The sequence below is a fragment of the Phocaeicola sp. RTP21359st1_B8_RTP21360_211022 genome (assembly GCF_040911965.1).
Lineage (GTDB): Bacteria > Bacteroidota > Bacteroidia > Bacteroidales > Bacteroidaceae > Phocaeicola > Phocaeicola vulgatus.
The window spans coordinates 1-20,871 of record NZ_JBDFXP010000061.1 but is presented as its reverse complement, the minus strand read 5'-3'; the positions used below and the strand labels follow the sequence as shown (position 1 = coordinate 20,871).

18 protein-coding genes are annotated in these 20,871 nt (G+C 39.6%); 3 read left to right on the top strand and 15 right to left on the bottom strand.

Annotation, left to right across the window (positions count from 1 at the left end):
* Positions 1-589: 589 nt before the first annotated feature.
* Entirely contained in the window at positions 590-1,090 is a 501-nt protein-coding gene (locus AB5062_RS20660; protein ID WP_005845508.1) for a hypothetical protein, read from the bottom strand.
* 303 nt (positions 1,091-1,393) lie between these two features.
* On the opposite strand from AB5062_RS20660, the gene AB5062_RS20655 reads away from it, so the two are divergent.
* Positions 1,394-2,812, top strand: coding sequence for an alkaline phosphatase (locus AB5062_RS20655; protein WP_005845506.1), 1,419 nt, complete (start codon positions 1,394-1,396; stop codon positions 2,810-2,812).
* Here the strand turns inward: AB5062_RS20655 and AB5062_RS20650 are convergent.
* Together AB5062_RS20650 and AB5062_RS20645 are read right to left on the bottom strand one after the other, a co-directional pair.
* The gene (locus AB5062_RS20650) at positions 2,809-3,711 is read right to left on the bottom strand and encodes a helix-hairpin-helix domain-containing protein (protein WP_005849503.1); all 903 of its coding nucleotides are present in this window, start codon (positions 3,709-3,711) and stop codon (positions 2,809-2,811) included. The two genes, AB5062_RS20655 and AB5062_RS20650, sit on opposite strands and share 4 nt — an antisense overlap.
* A gap of 7 nt (positions 3,712-3,718) precedes the next feature.
* Positions 3,719-5,083, bottom strand: a complete 1,365-nt coding sequence (locus tag AB5062_RS20645; RefSeq protein WP_008668319.1) for a sodium-dependent transporter — start codon at positions 5,081-5,083, stop codon at positions 3,719-3,721.
* A gap of 95 nt (positions 5,084-5,178) precedes the next feature.
* On the opposite strand from AB5062_RS20645, the gene AB5062_RS20640 reads away from it, so the two are divergent.
* Entirely contained in the window at positions 5,179-5,565 is a 387-nt protein-coding gene (locus tag AB5062_RS20640) for a VanZ family protein (RefSeq protein ID WP_005849507.1), read from the top strand.
* Between the two features lie 80 nt (positions 5,566-5,645).
* On the opposite strand, the gene AB5062_RS20635 is transcribed toward AB5062_RS20640, so the two are convergent.
* The 6 genes from AB5062_RS20635 to AB5062_RS20610 all read right to left on the bottom strand — a co-directional run bounded on the left by AB5062_RS20635 (position 5,646) and on the right by AB5062_RS20610 (position 12,625).
* Positions 5,646-6,149 (bottom strand): RNA polymerase sigma factor, encoded by a 504-nt coding sequence (locus AB5062_RS20635; protein ID WP_005845496.1) that lies wholly within the window; start codon positions 6,147-6,149, stop codon positions 5,646-5,648.
* A gap of 168 nt (positions 6,150-6,317) precedes the next feature.
* Positions 6,318-8,792, bottom strand: a complete 2,475-nt coding sequence (locus AB5062_RS20630; RefSeq protein WP_005845494.1) for a TonB-dependent receptor — start codon at positions 8,790-8,792, stop codon at positions 6,318-6,320.
* A gap of 89 nt (positions 8,793-8,881) precedes the next feature.
* Positions 8,882-9,352, bottom strand: a complete 471-nt coding sequence (locus AB5062_RS20625) for a CYTH domain-containing protein (protein ID WP_005845492.1) — start codon at positions 9,350-9,352, stop codon at positions 8,882-8,884.
* A gap of 70 nt (positions 9,353-9,422) precedes the next feature.
* The gene (locus AB5062_RS20620) at positions 9,423-9,554 is read right to left on the bottom strand and encodes a hypothetical protein (protein ID WP_005845490.1); all 132 of its coding nucleotides are present in this window, start codon (positions 9,552-9,554) and stop codon (positions 9,423-9,425) included.
* Between the two features lie 92 nt (positions 9,555-9,646).
* The gene (gene prfB / locus AB5062_RS20615) at positions 9,647-10,762 is read right to left on the bottom strand and encodes a peptide chain release factor 2 (RefSeq protein WP_005845487.1); all 1,116 of its coding nucleotides are present in this window, start codon (positions 10,760-10,762) and stop codon (positions 9,647-9,649) included.
* A 57-nt stretch (positions 10,763-10,819) separates the two neighbouring features.
* A complete protein-coding gene (locus tag AB5062_RS20610) occupies positions 10,820-12,625 on the bottom strand; it encodes a long-chain fatty acid--CoA ligase (protein WP_005849510.1) in 1,806 nt (601 codons plus the stop codon).
* A 213-nt stretch (positions 12,626-12,838) separates the two neighbouring features.
* Here AB5062_RS20610 and AB5062_RS20605 point away from each other — a divergent pair, with 213 nt between their 5' ends.
* Positions 12,839-13,903, top strand: coding sequence for a M20 family metallo-hydrolase (locus tag AB5062_RS20605; RefSeq protein ID WP_005849513.1), 1,065 nt, complete (start codon positions 12,839-12,841; stop codon positions 13,901-13,903).
* A gap of 79 nt (positions 13,904-13,982) precedes the next feature.
* Here the strand turns inward: AB5062_RS20605 and AB5062_RS20600 are convergent, their stop codons facing one another.
* From AB5062_RS20600 to AB5062_RS20575, 6 genes are all read right to left on the bottom strand, one after another.
* Entirely contained in the window at positions 13,983-14,237 is a 255-nt protein-coding gene (locus tag AB5062_RS20600) for an Rpn family recombination-promoting nuclease/putative transposase (RefSeq protein ID WP_229099045.1), read from the bottom strand.
* A 106-nt stretch (positions 14,238-14,343) separates the two neighbouring features.
* The gene (locus AB5062_RS20595; RefSeq protein ID WP_272216858.1) at positions 14,344-15,186 is read right to left on the bottom strand and encodes a polysaccharide biosynthesis protein; all 843 of its coding nucleotides are present in this window, start codon (positions 15,184-15,186) and stop codon (positions 14,344-14,346) included.
* A gap of 7 nt (positions 15,187-15,193) precedes the next feature.
* On the bottom strand, positions 15,194-16,084 hold the full coding sequence (locus AB5062_RS20590) for an NUDIX domain-containing protein (protein ID WP_016271508.1): 891 nt from the start codon (positions 16,082-16,084) through the stop codon (positions 15,194-15,196).
* Positions 16,035-16,691, bottom strand: a complete 657-nt coding sequence (locus AB5062_RS20585) for a hypothetical protein (RefSeq protein ID WP_005845475.1) — start codon at positions 16,689-16,691, stop codon at positions 16,035-16,037. Before AB5062_RS20585 ends, AB5062_RS20590 begins: the two co-directional genes overlap by 50 nt.
* A 138-nt stretch (positions 16,692-16,829) precedes the next feature.
* Complete coding sequence (locus AB5062_RS20580) at positions 16,830-19,688, bottom strand: PL29 family lyase N-terminal domain-containing protein (protein ID WP_016271507.1); 2,859 nt, start codon at positions 19,686-19,688, stop codon at positions 16,830-16,832.
* A gap of 77 nt (positions 19,689-19,765) precedes the next feature.
* Complete coding sequence (locus tag AB5062_RS20575) at positions 19,766-20,254, bottom strand: AraC family transcriptional regulator (protein WP_005845470.1); 489 nt, start codon at positions 20,252-20,254, stop codon at positions 19,766-19,768.
* Positions 20,255-20,871 lie beyond the last annotated feature (617 nt).

Here is a 20,871-nt window from a genome sequence, read left to right as displayed (position 1 = left end):
GAAAACAGAATCCAGATATAAGAACAAACTTACAGCTGAATCCTGTTTCCATTTACACAAAATTTTGGACAGTGTCTGATTTCCGGAATCAGGATTTTTTATTTTCTCACAAAACGCAAAATACGGCAATATAGACTGGATGACGAGGTATACGAGCTTTCCGCTCGATTGTAACTTTATCCACTTCTGACCTGCCTCCATATTTGATTAAGTCTTGGAGCAAAACTACTCCTTCCCGATATAAATCCCAATTTGATACATATTAAAAAACACTTTATACTTGAAGCATAAAGCTGGATGAATTCATCTTTATAGAGTTCCCGAACATCTTCGGGAGCATCATCAAGAGTATAAGCAGAAAGATTCTTACGCAAAGATTCCATATACCTGCCCACATCTTTTCCTGCGTATAGCTAGCAGGATTTAGTTTGAATACATTTTCTCCGCTAAATGCAAGAAAGCGGTTCTGAAGTTGTTTATCATTCACACATTCTTTCTTTATAAACTCGTCAAATCACCTCTAAGCTTCTACTACAACAAGTCTATTTTAGGCTGCAATATTCTCAAACTTATATAATATACATCTTAATCATCGACGAACGGCAAAAAGTTCAGCTTCAGTTTCCCAAGTACCATCCGGACGTTTTACCATACGTTGCCAACGGAATGAAGTCGTTGTAATTTCTGAAAACACCCACTGTATATTCTTCTCATTAATTTCCGTCTGAACAATCCTGTTTCCTTCTCTTTTTCCTTCCAGTTGTGTAGCCCCTCCTAATTCCGTATATAAAATATCCCATGCCTCTGTATTAGGATTATACATACGTACCGCAGTCGCATAAGCTGCATCCGGTTGATAATCTTTAATCCGTGCCTTACGCGAAGGGCAAATAAACACATCTTGAATTGCAGTCCCTTCCAGCACCCAAGCGAATATCCACTCTCCCTGAACATGTCTTTCGCCTGTTGTACCTTGGTTATCAACCCATTCAAAATCCCATTCACCGACAAACTGTCCATACAGGTTATCTTTTTCCGGTATCAAATTGCTTTTCCCTTTTGACACTAATACATTTATAAATTCTCCCATACTTTATTTACTGACTCTAGATTAGACAAATATAAGATTTATAATTAATAATCACTAATATTAAAGCAATTATCTGTATGCAATATCCATGTCGAAAGCAAACAGATGCATAGTATAAAGCACGGGATTCCCTACTCCCAAACAGATTTTTTATATTACACCCCAAAAACATTTCATTTACAAACTTATTGCAAAAAAAGTATTTGGCCATTAAATCTCAATTATTCAAGAAAGAAGTACCGATAAAAAGTCTTTTTTCCCTATATTTGCTAGGCTGAAAAAAATGTCATTAACTCAATTAATATGAAAAAACTATCGTTTATTATTGTATTTGTATTCCTGTCCATTCTTTTTGTACAGGCACAGCAAGCAAAGTATGTATTTTATTTCATCGGAGATGGAATGGGTGTTAACCAAGTTTTAGGAACAGAGATGTATCGTGGAGAGTTGGAAGGCAAAATTGGTGTGACTCCGTTATTATTCACCCAATTTCCTTATGCAACCATAGCCACTACTTTCTCGGCAACCAACGGAGTGACAGATTCGGCCGCTGCAGGAACAGCACTTGCTACGGGAAACAAAACAAAAAATGGCGCATTAGGTGTGAAAAAGGATCTGGAAACCAAAGTTAACAGTGTTGCTTCTTGGGCAAAAAATAAAGGTTGCCGTGTAGGTATCAGTACCAGTGTCAGCGTAGACCATGCCACACCGGCTGCTTTTTACGCACACCAAGGACAAAGAAGCAGCTATTACAACGTGGGTCTGGATTTGATTGATGCCAACTTCGATTTCTATGCAGGATCAGACTTTTTAGATCCCACCAACAAAAAAGCCGCCGGTTCAAATTCAGAAAGTCTGTACACACTGGTGGACAAAGCCGGATATACCATAGCCCGTGGCTACAAGGACTATCAGAAAAAAGCAAAAAAATCGGACAAACTGATTCTCTTACAACCTGCAACAGCAACAGACAATAGTGCTATCCCCTATGCTATCGATCGAAAAAAAGGCGATATGACTTTAACTGAAATCACCCGTGCCGGAATCAATTTCCTGTCTAAAGATCTATCAAAAGGGTTCTTCCTGATGGTTGAAGGAGGTAAAATAGACTGGGCTTGCCACAGCAACGACGCCGCTACCGTATTCCACGAAGTGATGGATATGGACAATGCCATAAAAGTTGCTTACGAATTCTATGAACAACATCCTGATGAAACCCTGATTGTAGTAACAGCCGACCACGAAACCGGAGGAATCGTTTTAGGAAAAGGTCCGTATACTTTGAACCTGCAAGCTTTAAAATCACAAAAAGTAAGTGAAAGCGGATATACTAAAATTGTAAACGAATTAAGAAAAAAATACAAGAATCAAGTACCTTGGGAAGTTATCAAGCAATCATTGAAGGATAATTTCGGATTTTGGGATAGTATTCAATTGAATGAAAAGCAAGAAGCATCCCTGAAGAAAGTATATGATGAATCATTTAGCGGTAAAGAGATAGATTTAACCAAAAGTGAATATCAACAAGACGAACCTTTGGCAGCTGAGGCCAAAAGAATTCTGGATGACATCGCTCTGGTAGGTTGGACCAGTGGTGGGCACTCTGGAGGTTATGTACCCGTATTCGCTATCGGAGCCGGCGCCCAACTATTCCAAGGTCGCATTGACAATACCGAAATTCCGGTAAAAATAGCAGAAGCTGCTGGTTATCCCAACAATTAATCAAAAGCAAGATAGTGCGACAAACGTTCCAAGTCTTTCTCAGTGAATTCCTCATACAAGGATAACTGGGAAAGACTTTTTAATTTTCCCTTTTTCCTCCTATATTCTATAATTACCTTTGCCTGATAAAAATTCATATAAGGATGAGAGCGAAGTTTGTCAAGCCCGGCCTTATTGGCATTTATCCGATGAATTGGTGCATTTCCGAGTTTAAACCATCTCAACATATCCTCATCTACATAGTTCACTTCCTTCAATTGAGCCATATCATAAAAACCTCCCAAACGTTTCCGGTAAGCCACAATCATGCGTGCAATGCCACTGCCTATTCCCGGAATCTTTTTCAACTCGGTAGTGTCCGCTTCATTCAAATCGACTAAAGTTCCTTCCGGATATTTATAAACCGCCAACGTATCTTTCTCCGCCTTTTTGATAAAGTGCAATGTATCCTGTTTCCGCCGAAAAGCCTCTGATATCTGGATATAAGGTTTTAACATATTAAATTTCTCGGACGACAAGCCATAAACACGAGAGAAATCATCCGCTGTCCTGAATTTACCGCCGGCTCTCCGGTATTGCAAAATAGTATGTGCAATAAAAGGAGGCAATCCACGTTGCAAAAATTCGATGGAATCGGCTGAATTTGGATCAAAAGCAGCCAATACCACCTCTCTTCTTTTAGGCTTATCATAGGAATATCGCAGAGATTCCTTCTCCTCCATCTCATGTACTCCGGCCAGAAAGTTTTTTATTTCTTCTATCCCCTCTTGATCCTGTTCCAAAGACTCTTCCTTTACTGGAAACAGAACCCATATACACATAAATATGAAAAGCAAAGTCAACAAAAAAAGTATAGCTCTGCGTTCGCTTTTCGAAAAATAGAAGAAGTCTTTCCACATTACAATTCTAAATTAGCCCTAATTCATTGATAAAAATCAAAATGATAGCCACAGGTGCCACGTATCTCAACAAGAAGATATACAAATTGAAAAGACCTGCTTTCAGTTTTCCCCCATTGGTCAATTCTTCATAAGAAACGGAACGTTTCAAATACCATCCTACAAAGATACATACCAGCAAGCCACCCAAAGGAAGCATTATTTTTGCAGTGACAAAATCAAGTAAGTCAAAGAATCCCTTATCAAACAGCGTATATTTCTGCATAACTCCCAATGACAAGGAAGAAATGACTCCAATTATAATGCACCCGAAAGTGACCAATCTAGCAGCACGGCCACGAGTTAAATTGAATTCCTCGTGCAGAAAAGCCGTCACCACTTCATGTAGAGAAATAGTAGAAGTCAATGCAGCCAAAGCCAACAAGACATAGAACATCACCGAGAAAATATAAGCTAATATCGGCACACCGCTAAAAGCTTGCTGAAAAACATTAGGCAATGTAATAAAAATTAATGATGGTCCCGCATCCGGCTGGATACCTACAGAAAAGGCCGCCGGAAAAATAATCAATCCGGCCAAGACAGCCACAAAAGTATCAATCACACCGACACTCAGAGCCGTATTTCCCAGTTTGGTTTCTTTCCCAAAATAAGAAGCATAGGTTGAAAGACATCCCATTCCCAAACTCAAGGAAAAGAACGCCTGCCCCATAGCCCCTAAGAAAACATCTCCGTTCACTTTACTGAAATCAGGCTTCAGCAGAAACTCCAAACCTTTTTCCGCATTGGGAAGCGACAATGAGCACCCCACCAAAACTACTATCAGTACAAACAAAACAGGCATCAGCACCTTCGAAGATTTCTCTATTCCATCTTTCACTCCCTTTACTATAACAAAATGGGTGGCCAATAAAAAGATGACCAGCCAGATAAGCGGACGAACAGGGTCCTTCGAAAAACTCTGGAAAGCAACCACAAAATCTTCCGGCTTCTTATCTGCAAAACCATTCATTCCCGCTTCCAATATATATTCCAAAGTCCATCCTGCCACTACCGAATAATATCCTAGAATAAGAAAACCGGCCAAAACCCCCAAATATCCCAACCACTTCCAATGAGTTCCGGGTGCCAAAACCTTATAAGCACGTCCCGTACTTGCTTTTGAATGACGACCTACTGTGAATTCGGCAATCATAATAGGCATTCCCAACATAAAAACACACGCCAAGTATACTAAGATAAATGCCGCACCTCCATGATTTCCCGTTTCATAGGGAAACCTCCATATATTACCAAGTCCTACAGCCGAACCTGCCGCCGCCAGAACAGCCCCAATCTTACTTCCGAAATTTACTCTTTCGCTTTTTTGCATAAAAAACTATCAAATTATTATAAATCAACACTGGTTAGCCTGCAAAAGTATAAAATTAATCGTACTTTTGCGACGAATCACAAAAAAATTAAAGTATGCTATATTATTTTAGAAAATATCCGGTATCCTTGATCATTGTAGCTATCATCTTTTATCTTTCCTTTTTCACTCCTCCTAAAACAGATGTGGAAGAAATCCCCTACATAGACAAAGTAGTGCATATATGCATGTATGGAGGACTCTGTTTCATTTTATGGATAGAATACCTGAGGAATCATAAGGCTATCAATTGGAATCATGTAATATGGGGAGGCATCATAGCTCCTGTAGCTATGAGCGGGTGTATCGAACTGATGCAAGCTTATTGCACAGATACCCGCAGCGGTGACTGGCTGGATTTTCTGGCAAACAGCATTGGAGTCGGACTAGCCGCCTTAATAGGATATTACTTACTTCGCCCCCTTATATGGCGTAAATCCTAAAAAGAAACGCCGACGATTCTTCGCGAACAGTCGGCGTGATGATAAAAGTCAAAGTTATATAATAAAGATAGAGAGTCAACTTAACGGAAATCTTTCAGATCATTCTGCAACCTCTGACGAGTGAAAAAGATACGGCTTTTCACTGTTCCCAACGGAAGTCCCAGTTTTTCGGCAATTTCCCTATATTTAAATCCTGATACATACATAGCAAACGGCACACGGTAATCTTTAGGCAACGCATTCACGATACGATGTATCTCTTTCAAATCATAAGCACCTTCTGTAGAATCGAATCCTGAGTCCTGTGGAAGATTCAAATGGAACAAGTTATCTGTCTGATCGACGAAAGTCTGATCACGCACTGTTTTACGATAATTATTTATAAATATATTACGCATGATGGTGTACATCCATCCTTTAAAATTCGTATCTGGAGTAAACTTCTCTTCGTTGTCCAAAGCTTTAAGTGAAGTTTCCTGCAACAAATCATTAGCCTCTTCTCTGTCAGCTGTCAATTTAAATGCAAAGCGAAATAATTCGGTTTGTATACTTAGTAAATGCTGTGTAAAGTCGACTGTCTTCATATTAATCTATTTTTAAATTGTTATTTTCTGTTTTTGCTTTCTGCTGCAATATTAACGACTTCTCGCAAAAGTCACGACAGAAAAACTAACAACAAAGGGGGTATAAACTATCAAATAACAGTTTTTACCCCCTAAATTAACAGTTAACAGGTGGTTTCGTTTTAACTTTTAATTAGCCGGTATCCCTCCACCGGTTCCAGCATTACCTCCTCCACTTTTCAAATCATCATTATTAATGCTTCGCGCAGCTTTTTTTACCTGAGCCTTCAACTCCCCAAAACGCCAACTGATATTAAATCCATAATAACGCATCGGAATTCTGGTAGCAGTAGAAGAGCAGAAAGTAGGAGTATTGATGTTATTCTTAAAAGTAATATATTTATTAAATAAATTGGACGAGTTAAGAGATATAGTCAGCCTCTTTTCCTTCAAGAAAGAACGACTGAGCCCTATCGCATAATAATAGAAAGAGGAACTTTTACCTTGCAAAGAGATATGCGGAGTACCACCCCCTCCGTTCAGACTCAGACGCAGATCCCAAGGCAGAGTCTGCTGGAAGCTTCCGAAGACATTTCCTTCCCAGCCATGATTCTTTAAATCAAGCCCTGAACTTCTATAATCCACATAAGCTCCCCGTCCATTGATATTAAAGCGGGTTTTAGGAGACATATTCCAGTTCAAGAACAAAGACAAATTAATATTCTTACTTTTTCCTATATTATCATAGGTAGAATTCATCACACCATCTTTTATAAAAGAGTATTGCTCTATACCATTATTGACAAAAGAATAATTAGCACTGACATTTACATTAAATTTCTGCGAGAAACTACCGAAAGTAACACTAAGCGAATGGGCCTTTTCACTTTCCAAATCAGGATTACCGTAACTGATCGCAGTAGGGTTGCTGGTGTCAGTAAACGGATTCAAAAACCAAATACCCGGCCGGCTGATACGCATATTATAAGATGCCCTCAAACTTTGAGTAGGAGCCAATTGGTAAGAGAACATCAAGGATGGAACCAAATCATCAAACTGAGCATCAAACTTCTCATCCTTATTTTTATAATCCGCATCCATAAATGTATGCTCATAGCGAATTCCCGCCTTTCCACCGAGTTTTTTGTACTTCAGCTGATAGCCCAAATAAGCAGCCAGAATATCCTGCTTATGATCATATTGCGTACTCATATCCTGATCATACTTATATTCTCCGGTTTTATCGGCCAGATAATATTTACCATCACTTTTACTTCTACGAAAAATATACTTTATACCAGTTTCAATGCTGTGTATCGAATTTATCGGATTGGTATAGTCCAATTGAGCCGTATGCTCTTGTGTGCTGGCATCATTTTTAAAATATTGGTTTTGCAAAAGATAAGGAACATTCAACGTATCCTCATAATCCGTATTCGCTTCACTGTTATTGGGGGAATGGCTAAAACGATAAGAGAAAGTAAGAAGTTCCCCTTTCTTTTTAAACGAATGCTGATAATCCATGTTGCCCCCCACTTCGCCAAAGCCCGATTCATTATTTCCCAAAGAACCGTAACCGTAAACCGGATTACCGGCATGATTCGTCATCTGGGTATTTCCAATCCTCTTATTCGTAAAATTGCCAGTCATCAGATTCATAGAAAAACTAATCAGATTCAAAGTGTCAATCTCATAACTTCCTTCCAGACTGCCAAATTGAAAATTGCCATAGCTCTTGCTTCTTCGATGCGACTCCAAAAATTTATTTTCCTGAGACGTGAAATCCTCACGATATGAATCTTCAAATCCCTTTTGAGATCCCTGGTAGTTATAAGAATAATTACCGGTAACAGTGAACTTGCCCGACTGCACCGTACCATAACCGCCACCATACACACGCATATTGCTTGCACCACCATTCAATGTCACCGTATATCCTTCCATTCCTGCTCCTACAGTGATAATATTCAAGATGCCCGCCACCCCTTCCGCGTCATATTTAGCCCCAGGCTCGGTGATAACCTCTATAGATTTAATGGAATTGGCCGGCATACTCCGCAATACCTCGGTAGGATTATTGCTCATCATGTTATTCGGCTTGCCATTAACATGCACTTTAAACTTACTGCTACCGTTTACTTGAATTTTATCCTCTCCATCTACAGTCACCAGCGGAACTTTACGGAGCATTTCAAGAGTCGTATTGGTTTTAGAATCCGGATCATCCTCTATACTATACGTCACTTTGTCTATTTCCGCCTTTACCAAAGGTTTCTGCGCTACCACCTCCACTCCTTTCAACATTTCAGTCGCTTCTGCTATCAGAATCTTACCCAAATCAACATTCCTACGATTTGCCGATATCGAGAACTCCTTCTGTACAGGAGACTTTCCTACAGAAGTAAAATGAATGAGATAAGTCCCCGGCACGGCAAGCCGTTCGTCAAACCTGCCGTCCGCTCCTGTCACAGCCAGTTTCACCGGCTTTGCAGGATTGTTCTTCAATGAAATACGGATTGTAGAATACGGTTCCCCTTCATTAGACAAAGAATCTAATAAGACTCCCTTGACTGAGAACTGGCCTTGGACAGCCTTTTGCGCCTTCGCCGTAAATGACAAACTTGCCACAAGCAAGATAATGCCCCATAAAATGTTGTGTTTCATATATCAATAATGAGTTTGTGTTTGTTGCAAAGGTAGGTAAACGATAGCAAGTAGTTTATTTTCAGACGTTAAAGAAGCCTATATATTATCTACCAGCGAGTATAAGGATTCTTCATCAAAAAAGAATTATAATAACGAATATCTCCCGTTACCTCTTTTTCGATGAAATGGGGCTTTTTGAACAATTCGTCCTCACTATTCAATTCCACTTCCGCTACAGTCAAGCCTTCATTCTCACCATAAAACTCATCCACTTCAAAGATATGCTCTCCACTTTTCACCAAATACCGGATTTTATCAATCACCCCAGGCTCACACAGTTTCATCAACTCTTCGGCCTCTTGCAAACTGATCTCCTTCTCCCACTCATAACGACTTGTACCGGAGTCATTGGAAGCCCCTTTGATAGTAAGATACCCTTTATTATCCCGAATACGCACCCGGACAGTTCTTCCACGAGCACTACAGATATAACCTTGCACAATATGACTATGTGCATAAGCCTCTAGTTTATAACTGTCGTCCTTTACTAAAAATTTTCGTTCTATTTCTTGTCCCATAGCGTTTTAATATATAAAAAAGCCCCGCAGAGAATAACCTCAGCAGGACTTCACTATTTATTTTCCGTTTTTATCCATACATGGCATAGCCCACCATAATAACAAGGGCTAATACAATTAATCCGATGAACAGACCTTTTACAATCCTATTTGCTTTCTCTTCTTCCCGCTTACTATAAGCAGCTTTCTTATTCTTTCCCATAAGTATTTCATTTTTAAGATTAAACCATCTCTTTTGAATATCCCAAAAGTACAAAGTTTCTAGAAGAAAACAAATAAATTACGAAGAATTTACTAATTCTCCGAACCGGAAAACTCCATCAAGTATGCCTTGATAAAGCCATCAATCTTTCCATCCATCACTCCGTTCACATCCGAAGTTTGAAAATTAGTACGATGATCCTTCACACGACGGTCATCAAAGACATAACTGCGTATCTGTGATCCCCATTCAATCTTCTTCTTGCCAGCCTCCACCTTGGCCTGTTCTTCCATGCGGTGCTGCAATTCCTTATCATATAAAATTGAACGCAACTGTCTCATCGCATTTTCCTTATTCTTCGGCTGGTCACGGGTTTCAGTATTCTCAATCAAGATTTCCTCTTCCTCACCGGTATACGGATCTTTATATTGATAACGCAGACGTACTCCTGATTCCACCTTGTTCACATTCTGTCCGCCGGCCCCTCCCGAACGGAAAGTATCCCAAGACATACGGGCAGGTTCAATTGTCACTTCAATACTATCATCCACCAACGGCGTTACAAACACAGAAGCAAAAGAAGTCATCCGTTTCCCCTGAGCATTATAAGGAGACACGCGCACCAAGCGGTGGACTCCATTCTCACCTTTCAGATAACCATATGCAAAACTGCCCTCAATATTCATAGTCACCGTCTTGATTCCGGCCTCATCCCCATCCTGAAGGTTAGCCACGCTCACTTTATAGCCATTGGTCTCCGCCCAACGCATATACATACGCATCAGCATGGAAGCCCAATCCTGACTTTCAGTACCACCGGCACCGCAATTAATTTTCAATACACAATCCATTTGGTCGGCCTCCTGGCGAAGCATATTCTTCAGTTCCAATGCCTCCACCGCAGTGACAGCCTTTTGATACGCTGCATCCACTTCTTCTTCGGTAACCAAATCATCTTTACAAAAGTCAAAAGCCAATTCCAGTTCATCTGCCATCGTCTTTACCTCACGGTAACCGTCGATCCATTTTTGCAGATCTTTCACCTTCCTCATTTGTGCTTCTGCTTTCTTGGCATCATCCCAAAAACCGGGCGCCTGCGTACGCAGTTGTTCTTCTTCCACCTGAACCAGTTTATTTTCTATGTCCAGATATCTTTCAAGTGCCGCAGTACGTTCTTTTACGTCTTTCAGTTGCTCTATTGTTATCATCTTGAGAATTTTTGCATTTCAAGGTGCAAAGATAGTGGAAATCTATTCATTTTCCCATTATTCTTCGTACATCTTTTCTATTTCGGCAGCATAGTTCTTGTTCAGCACATTACGTTTTATTTTCAACGTATTGGTCAGCTCACCACGTTCCATACTGAAAGGATGGGGCAACAAGGTAAACCTCTTGATCTGTTCATAATGTGCAAACTGCTGCTGCAGTGTATCAATCCGCTCTTTAAACAAATCGATAATTTCCGGTTTCTGCAACAGTTCCTCCATACTTTCATAGCGAATACCTTTTTTTGCGGCATACTCTTTCACCAGTTTATATTCAGGAATTATCAAAGCAGAAACAAATTTACGTTCATCGGCAATAATAGAAATCTGATCGATATAACGGTCTACCACCAATTTGGCTTCAATGGCTTGAGGAGCGATATACTTCCCGTTTGAAGTTTTAAACAAGTCCTTGATACGCTCTGTAAGGAACAAATGCCCATCTTTTATATAACCCGCATCACCGGTATGGAACCATCCGTCTTCAGTAAACGCTGCTTTCGTAGCAGCTTCCTTTTTATAATAGCCATGAGTGATTCCCTCACCACGTAGCATTATTTCGTTATTCTCCCCTATTCTGACCTGCACATGAGGCATGATACGCCCCACCGAACCAACCACATGGTCATTATCATTCTCACAAGCAACCGTTGCAGTAGATTCCGTCAATCCATAACCCGCTACCATATTAATTCCCACCGACAAAACAAACTCCTGTACAGCCGGCGGAATAGCCGCACCGGCAGTAGGGAAGAAACGCCCGTTTTCAATGCCAATAGTCTTTTTCAACAAGCTATAGATCGTTTTCTCATAAAATTTATATTTCATGTGCAATACAGGCGGAGGAGTCAGCCCTTTGTACACATATTCCAAATTATGTTCACGTCCCACTTTAATAGCATCCAGCATCAACTTCTTTTTCAATCCGGTTGTCTCATTGATTTTTTCTTGCACGCCGGCATACACTTTCTCCCAGAAACGGGGAACACTGCACATAGCCGTAGGACGGATCTCCTTTATTGTCTTCTGGATATCAGCAGGACGCAAGTTGATAGACAAAGTACACCCCATCGAAAGACACCAGCAAGTCCATGCACGCTCAAACACATGAGTAAAAGGAAGGAAATTCATAATCACATCCTGATCACCCAATTGAGGGAAACGTTCATCGTGTGCCGGAATGGCCGCCTCATAGCAAGAATGATGCAACATCACCCCCTTGCTGTCTCCGGTTGTTCCACTGGTATAAAGAATATTGGCAAGATCACCATTACCCGACTCTGAAGTACGCTTGTCTACCTCAGCTTGATGCGGATGCGCCTCGCCCAATTTCAGAAAGTCATCAAAATAAATGGAAGTCTGGTCCCGCTCATCACGTTTTACCTCCTTGTCGAAAATTATAATCTGTTTCAGTTGGCTTCCCAGTTGCATAACCCGGAACGCCACATCATATTGCAACTGTTCACCTACAAAGATATAACGTATTTCGGCATCACCTACCATATAATGTACCTGCGCCTCGGAACTGGTAGCATAAAATGGTACAGTAACAGCCCGTACCCCAAAAGCTCCAAAGTCCACATACAGACATTCCGGTTTATTTTGAGAAAAAACTGCTATATTTTCCTGTATGCCTATACCTAATTCTATCAATGCATTCGAAACTGTTTTTACAGTTGCGGCAAACTGGTTCCAAGAAACCGGAATCCATGTTTCTGTTTTATAATCGCGGTAACGCAACGCTACACGATCACCATATTTCCCTGCCTGACGTTGTATCAGGACAGATAAGAAAGAACTACTCATTCCAAAGATTTATTTTTAATTCATCGGCAAAGTTATCGTTTAATTTGGAATTATCCTCTATAAACAGGCATTAATTTTCCCAACCAGTCAAAGAGTTAGAAGAAATCAGCCGAAAGTTTTAGTTGCATATCTAACTTAATTACCTACTTTTTTCATCACCGTTTACCACGCAAAAATAGTATCTTTGCAACACATTAAATTATTAAAATCAAGATGATTGATATAGAATATTACACTTCCGAAGCAACCACATTGCTGAATTCGTTAATCGGTATCCCCTCATTGAGCCGGGAAGAAGAAGCTGCCGCCGACTTTCTGCAGAACTATATTGAAGAAACAGGTATCATGACCGGTCGTTCGGGCAACAACATTTGGTGTATCAGTCCGATGTTCGACCTCAACAAACCGACTATTTTACTAAATTCCCACATCGATACCGTAAAACCGGTAAACGGATGGCGGAAACATCCTTTCACTCCGAAAGCCGAAAACGGAAAGATTTACGGTTTGGGAAGTAATGACGCCGGCGCCAGTGTAGTATCCTTATTTCAGGTGTACCGCCATCTCTCTACAACCGAGCAGGCATACAATCTGATCTTTCTTGCCTCATGTGAAGAAGAAGTTTCCGGAAAAAACGGAATAGAAAGCGTATTGCCCCAACTACCTCCCATCACCTTGGGCATAGTGGGTGAACCGACAGAAATGCAGCCTGCCATTGCCGAAAAGGGATTGATGGTGCTGGATGTTACCGCATACGGAAAAGCCGGACATGCCGCACGCAATGAAGGAGTGAATGCTATTTACAAAGTACTGGAAGACATTCAGTGGTTCCGTGATTATAAATTCCCGAAGGAATCCTCCCTGCTAGGCCCCGTCAAAATGAGCGTGACACAAATAAATGCCGGCACGCAGCATAATGTCATCCCCGATACTTGTACTTTCGTTGTGGATATCCGCAGTAATGAATGTTACTCTAACGAAGAACTATTCAAAGAAATAAGCGCCCGTCTAAAAAGCGAGGCGAAAGCCCGTTCTTTCCGCTTGAACTCATCTCATATCAGTGCCGAGCATCCCTTTGTGAAACGCGCGGTAAAACTAGGACGTGTACCTTTCGGCTCTCCTACTTTGTCCGATCAGGCGTTGATGAAGTTCCCGTCTGTCAAAATCGGTCCGGGAAAGTCCTCCCGTTCACATACGGCTGATGAATATATCATGGTTTCGGAAATTGAGGAAGCAATAAGGCTTTATATCGAGATGCTGGACGGACTGGTGCTGTAAACGACTTACAAAGACGCTATTTCCCCTATAGACAGACCGGTAACCTGTGCAATTACATCAAATGCAATACCGGCCTGTTTCATTTTTTTTGCATTCTTGAAGCATTCTTCCTTACGACCTTGCTCAAGACCTTCTTCAACTGGGTGGACATCACACTGTACCAATCACGGAAATTCTTCAAACTTTCCCAATACTCGCCTAATTCCTTAGGATTGAACTTAGCTATCTCGGCAGCCTCGAAAAGTTCCTTGTTCATTGCCGTGCCGAAAAGCAACTTGAAGCCGAAATCGGCATAAGGGTTGATGTATTTATCCTGTATGCCTTCTGTTCTCATATCTATCCGAGGTTTAATAAGTTATGATACAGGACAAAAGTAATCAATATACTGCAATTCCCCGTCTTAAAAGAAAGATTTAACTATCTATCATTCATAGTATTTTCTAGATAAGGTTTAATAATTCCTCATTATTCCATCTTTCAGCATATTCACTGCTTAAGTCTGCCGTGATACATTCGTGCTTATTTTCCCCTTTTTGTAAACCGATAACTCTGATGTCAGGAACAGTTTTAGCATACTTTCTTATTGTGAGTTCCAATAAAATTCCTAAGCTTATCGATTTCATATCAGGCGGATAAAACGGTTCCGCACTTTGAGCGTCATTTAAACAGGAAAAAATAACATCTATTGCCTGTTCCCACGTAATAAAAAACCGGGTAGCTTCAGGATCTGTCAATATAAGCTCCTTCCTATTTTCTAATGCATACTTCCATTTTACCAAAACAGACCCTGTAGAATGCAATACATTTCCATAACGAACTATCCTATAAGCGCAATTCGATCCGTTTATTTGCTCAAAATCCCCAAAAAGATTCTCCATAAGCAATTTAGTAGCCCCATACGTTCCTGAAACTTGAACAGCTTTATCAGTGCTTGTTGCCAGAATAAATTTTATGTTCTGTTCCTCAACAGTTATTTTAAGAAGATTCAACGTACCAAGAATATTAGTCTGAACAGCTTTCAGAGGATGTTCTTTTGCCAAAATGACATCTTTAAACGCAGCCAAATGAAATATCCCATCACAACCATTCAATGCCTTTTTCAATAAAAGATAATCTTCAACGGGGCATGGAAAGATTTGAACGCTTTTAAATTTCCCCCTCAGAGCAATCAGTTTTCCTTCATTCCTGGCTATCGCATGAATAGTATGTCCTTGGGTAATCAACCGTTCTATCAATTTCTCAGCCAAATAACCGGTAGCCCCCGTTACTGCAATGGTTCCCATATTCAAGCTATTTTTTATCATTCATCAACACATCCCTCGCAACATAAGGCTGTGGAGAAAACTCAATAGTCAACACATTCGACTCTCCTAAAGCTGTTAATGTATGGACGCACCCCGGTAAAGTCCGTACCAAATCCCCCTTTTCCCAAATCTCTTCTATTACAGCCTCACTATCATCATATTTCTGAAAAGTGGCATGCATACGCCCCTGTAAAATAAGCATATATTCCACCTTTCTAAAATGATAATGATTGCCTCTAAGAACCTTTGGGACGAATTGCAAGAATCCTATATATTTAGCGGCTTCCACCGCTGGAATTGAAGCACTCAAAGTAGTATCCTCGCCAATTACAAAACCAGTTCCCGCCTCCAGCAAGCTATAATTTTTCACATCCCCTACGGATTCCACTTTTATCAAATCCCTGACAGTTATTTCATCAAACATTTTTTTTGATTGCTCACGCACGTCAATTTTACATAATCCGGCACGATATTTTAATAAAAACAACTTATGATGAGGAGCAAGGTTCTCCAATCTCAAACACTCATCCATATCCAGCAAGACAAAAGATTCACCTTCCAAAATACGGATATCCGCTGCATCGTCCATCAAATAAGTATGATGAATATATTCCCATCTATCATAGTCTGCTCTATACTCAGACCCCAAATAGGTTATAGAACTAAAATGCACCTTTTGGGATTTCTTGTGTTCAAATTCTTCCTTCAGTTCTCTGATAATGCCATCTAGAGGGGTTTCCTCCTCCTCAAGGTAGCCAGAAACAAGAGAATAATATCCGGAGTACTCTATATCCGGGTTCTCATCTCTTTTTTGCAACAATACTCTATTATCTGTTGTAGTAATAATCACAGTAGTCGAATCCATCATCTTTTTCATCTTCATTATTTTTTAAATTTTCATTCTGTTGTATTTTCACCACACCCACGTGATGAATAATATTTTCCTTATTCAGCATATCAGTATAAATAGCATGGTTTAACACCATAATAAGCAACCAAATAAGAGACAATATGGCAAAAAAAGGTTGGGTGTATGATTTCAGCCATAACTCCCAAGACTTTTTCTCTCTTTTCAAATTAGAAGGAATCTTTGTGAAAAGTTTCACATACTCATCCGGAAAAGCCTTTTCCGCTTCACATAACATATTCTTCCAGTGCTCATGATAACTCCATAATCTCTGCATTACGTAAATAGACCATATTGAAAATGACAATCCGCCAAATGCAATAATAAATGTCAGATATTCAGAAGTTTGACATATAGAGTTAAACAAGACGGTTTCCAATCCGAATAAAGAAACATTTATTCCGAACATAATATTAAAACGGCTCCAGATACCAGCTCCTTCATACTGTAATTGACCAAGAAGGTGAGTATAATGTTCCATTAATTTAGTGTTCTGCAAGGCATCCCTATCATTTACCGCTTTTTTATTATCTACATCCGCATAAAAGTTTATACCGCATCGAACTAATTTCGTCATTATATCAAGAATATATTTTTATAATAAAAAAGGAGAGGATATTCTTCTGTAATCAGATTCATATCCCCTCCTCGCTTGAAGTCATCAAGAAGAAAGCATATCAAATTTAAGCTATACTTTCTATCTTAGCCCGAATGTTTACTGTACTTTTCTTGTTACAGTTACCTTGAATGTCTTGGTTACAACACCCCAGTTATGAGTATAAGTAATATTCAAGTTTACATCATGAGTATATACTGTACCTTCCGGAGTTCCCTTCCAAGTAAGAGTTGCAGTAGCTGCATCATAAGTAAAGTCTTTTTCATTCTCATCCAAAGAAATTTCCAATCCTGTAGCTTCAGCAACAGCATTACCGGCAGCATCTTTTCTATACAATGTTTCAGCTATGGTTTCTTCAGCAGCAATCGTAGTGGCATTGTATTTTACCAATGTATTGCCAACAGCATCTTTCAATGTCAAGTTTGTCCATTTTTTATAAGAAGCTTCTGTTGCCTTAACATTCAATGCATTAATCAAATCAATAATCTTAATCTGATCGTTTGTAGCCAATGCCGGATTATTATACTTCAAATCAACAACATCAGTGAATGCCAAGATAGGTTGTTCCACCTTCCAGTCTTCAGTCGCAAACAATACACGCTTAGCAGAACCGGCAGTAGCATCATAGATATCAACTTTCAAAGTTCCAACCTTAGCCAAATCTACACGCGGAGTAAAGGCAATCTGATTAGTGTTAGTCCATTCAATGTTATTTTCTTTCATCATTTCCTGAACATAAGCATTCTGCTTCTTATAATCCAATTCAAACTCAACTGTCGCATCTTCAGGAACAACATTGTACATCTTGTCGAAGTTATTAGACTCCATGATGAATTTGCTATAAGCACCGGCAGTTTTTGTCCATGTACCGATAATAGTACGACTCTTATATTCATCCTTGATAGGACAATCAAAGTTATAGGTTACAGAGAAGTTATCTACAGAAACCTTAAACAGCTTGTTTACGAAGCTGTTGTAAACTGCATACGGTGTGTTCACTCCGTTAGTCATCTTCTCAGTAGCTCCCCAACCAAAGAGTCCATAAGAAGAAGCTCCGGCTAGCAATGACATATTCTTGAATTGTGCAAAGTTAGCACCCGGTGTCAAAATCAAGAACAAAGAGTCCTTATCGGCATTGTTTCCACCGTTCTTATAATACAAGACAGCCTCATTTTTAACCGTTTCAAGAGCTTTTGCCAAGTCTGTAACCTTTGCAGGAATAGTAGTCGACAAATTGTTATTTTGATAATATTGATTACAATCATCAGATATTGATTCATATCTCACTAACTTGCTGCCACCAGCATCATATACAGGCTTGTTCAATGTAATGAATGTACAATATTCATTATTATCATTAGCAATAACATCACGACCTTCAATAGCAGCCTCAAAGTTACGGACATCCAAAGTAATGATCCGGGCCTGTGAGCTATTGTATGCAAATGTAAAGTTTTCCTTAGCATCCAACGGTTTCAAAGCAACAGTTCCAAATACAGGATTAACAGCAGGACGAACAGCCTTGATGAAGACTACATTCTTCACCTCGTATTCTTTAACACCTTCTTCCTGTGGCTTAACTGTAGTAGTCACTTCTATCGCAGCGTATTCATCAATAGCAGACGCCTGGTTAGTCGATTTTACAGACAAAACATTATCTTTAAATTCAAAGATACCCTGACGAGTTTTAATAGGTTGTCCATTAAATGTATAATCCTCATTCTGATCCAACAATCTGAACACTCTGGTATATGAAATATTGGTTGACTTCAACCATACTGTTGCAGCTCCGGAAATGTAAGCGTCAATAGAATCATTTACATTATAAACACCTTGATAGTCAAAGCATCCATAAGATTTACCATCATAAGATTCACCATCCTCAGTAATAATTGCCGGATAATCATTTTCATCCATATTAGTTGAAGTAAAAGCATTAACAATGCTCTTTACAGATGCCTTTGTTCTTCTTACCGTGAAATAATCGGAAGCTGATGTATATTGACCATACATAGTTACATCCAATGAGGTCGCATAATTACTATAGGTTTCAATACCTTCATTCGGCAAAATAGCAAGGCTCAAAATACCGTTTTCTAATTTTGCAGAACCTTCCATATAGGTCAAAGCAGGAGCGACACTACGAACCTGATACGTATCAACAAAGGAGAATTTCGCATTATTCAATGAGAAATCACCCGGATATACTTTGAATGAAGCATAAGCAGGAACAGATGCAAACAAAACATCCTTATCTGAGTCAAAAGTTCCTTCATTTTCCAGCCAATAGATATCATAAGCTTTACAAATATCCTTGAGATCATCAACAGCCTGTTTTCTGTAAACTACAGTCTGCAACCCTTTGAATGCAGAACCTTCCTGCAGCAAAGTATAGTTCTGACCGTCGATAGTCACGATTACAGTCTTGCTTTCAGCATCTACAGCAATGTTAGGAAATTCATTGTTCTGCTTCAAATCAGTAACTTTGTCACCGATCTTGATGTATTCCACACCGTCCACTGTCACCCAAGACACGTTTGAACCGGCAGCTTCACCATCCTGACCTCTGGCCGGAACTTTGTTACCTTCGGTATCTTTCACATCCACCCAAGTAGCACCTTTGTCTGTGCTGACCTGCCAGTAATTGCCTTCCACACGGAATTCAGGGATAACAGTAGTACCGGCTGCTCCATCTGTTCCATTCGTACCGTTCTTGATAGTAATTTTGGAACCGTCAGTGAAAACCAGTTCATATCCACCGGTAACCTCATTACATGACTGAACGAATTTACCTGCCTTAATTGCCGAGTCAAGACTTGCAATGGTTTCCTTGACTTCGCTCAATTCCTTGTCGATGCGGTCAATGTCATCATCATAGTCCTTACAAGACACAAATGTTCCTGTCGAGGTCACCATTAAGGCTCCGAACAGGATTGCACTTAAAAACTTTTTGTTCATAATAGAAAAACTTTAAATTTATAAATTTAAAAAACTAAAATTGGTTATACATATTAATTTCATTATTAATAGCTTAGCTAGTTTACTGCCTGCAAATGATGCCTCCTTCTTTCTTGAGTCTGATATGACAAAGGTGATACCCCGACAATACGGCTGAAAGCAGAGTAGAAAGCACTTTTCGAAGCAAAGCCACAACTGCAAGGCAGCTCAGTCAGCGCACAACGTCGGGAACAGAGAAGTTCTTTGGCATATTCCACACGATACGTGTTCACAAGTTCCTTCAAATTACAACCAAAGTATTTGTTCACCACATTGCTCAGATAGGTCTGGTTTGTTTCAAGCAGTGCACTCAGTTTCTTCAGAGAAAGCGAGGTGTCAAGAAATACCTGACGTATCTCAAGCTGGTACAATATACCTTTATATATATTACAATCCACCTTGCGAATGTCTGTTTCCTTTCCGGCAAACTCCTCTTTCCATTGCCGCTCGGCAGCCTTGAAAAGCAAAGTCTTCTGTCGCTCGGAAGTAGCGGTCGTGCGTTTACGTCTCAGAAATAGATATTCCATCTGCTTTATGTTGTTTTCATTTAATTATACCGCTTCAAAGACCAGATATATTCCATATATAAAAAGGTCTTAAAAACGACATTTTTGTAGATCTCTTGATAAGAGATCTACAAAAGGTATTAACACACATTATATCAACAGATTACAGAGCTGTTGAAACGAAATAAAGAAGAATATAAATAAATGAGAGAACTATTTTTTTATATAAATTCCTATTTTTTTTGCCAAAAATGTATTAGTTCTCAAAACTTTGCTTATTTTTGCACAGAAAATATATATCTCTTATCAAGAGATATATAAATCGGTTCATGTAAAAGCGAAGCATAACAAACTGAAAAACAGAAGATTTCCTCTTATAAAGAGTTCATGTTAGCTTTAAAAGAAGAAAAGTTCATCCTTTTAACTTTTTTTATTTCATCAAAGAGAAAACCGGCAACCAGCTTTTTTTAAAAGTTCTACTATAAAAGTCCGGGAGCATTTGGGATTATTGTGGAAATAACAATAGATCGGGCCCTGTTGCATAAACCTTTTCTATCTCCTGATTAAACCTTTTTATACGGATGTATTCTATCTCCATAGCCTTTGGAGTTATCTCCATAAGCTTTGGAGTTATCTCC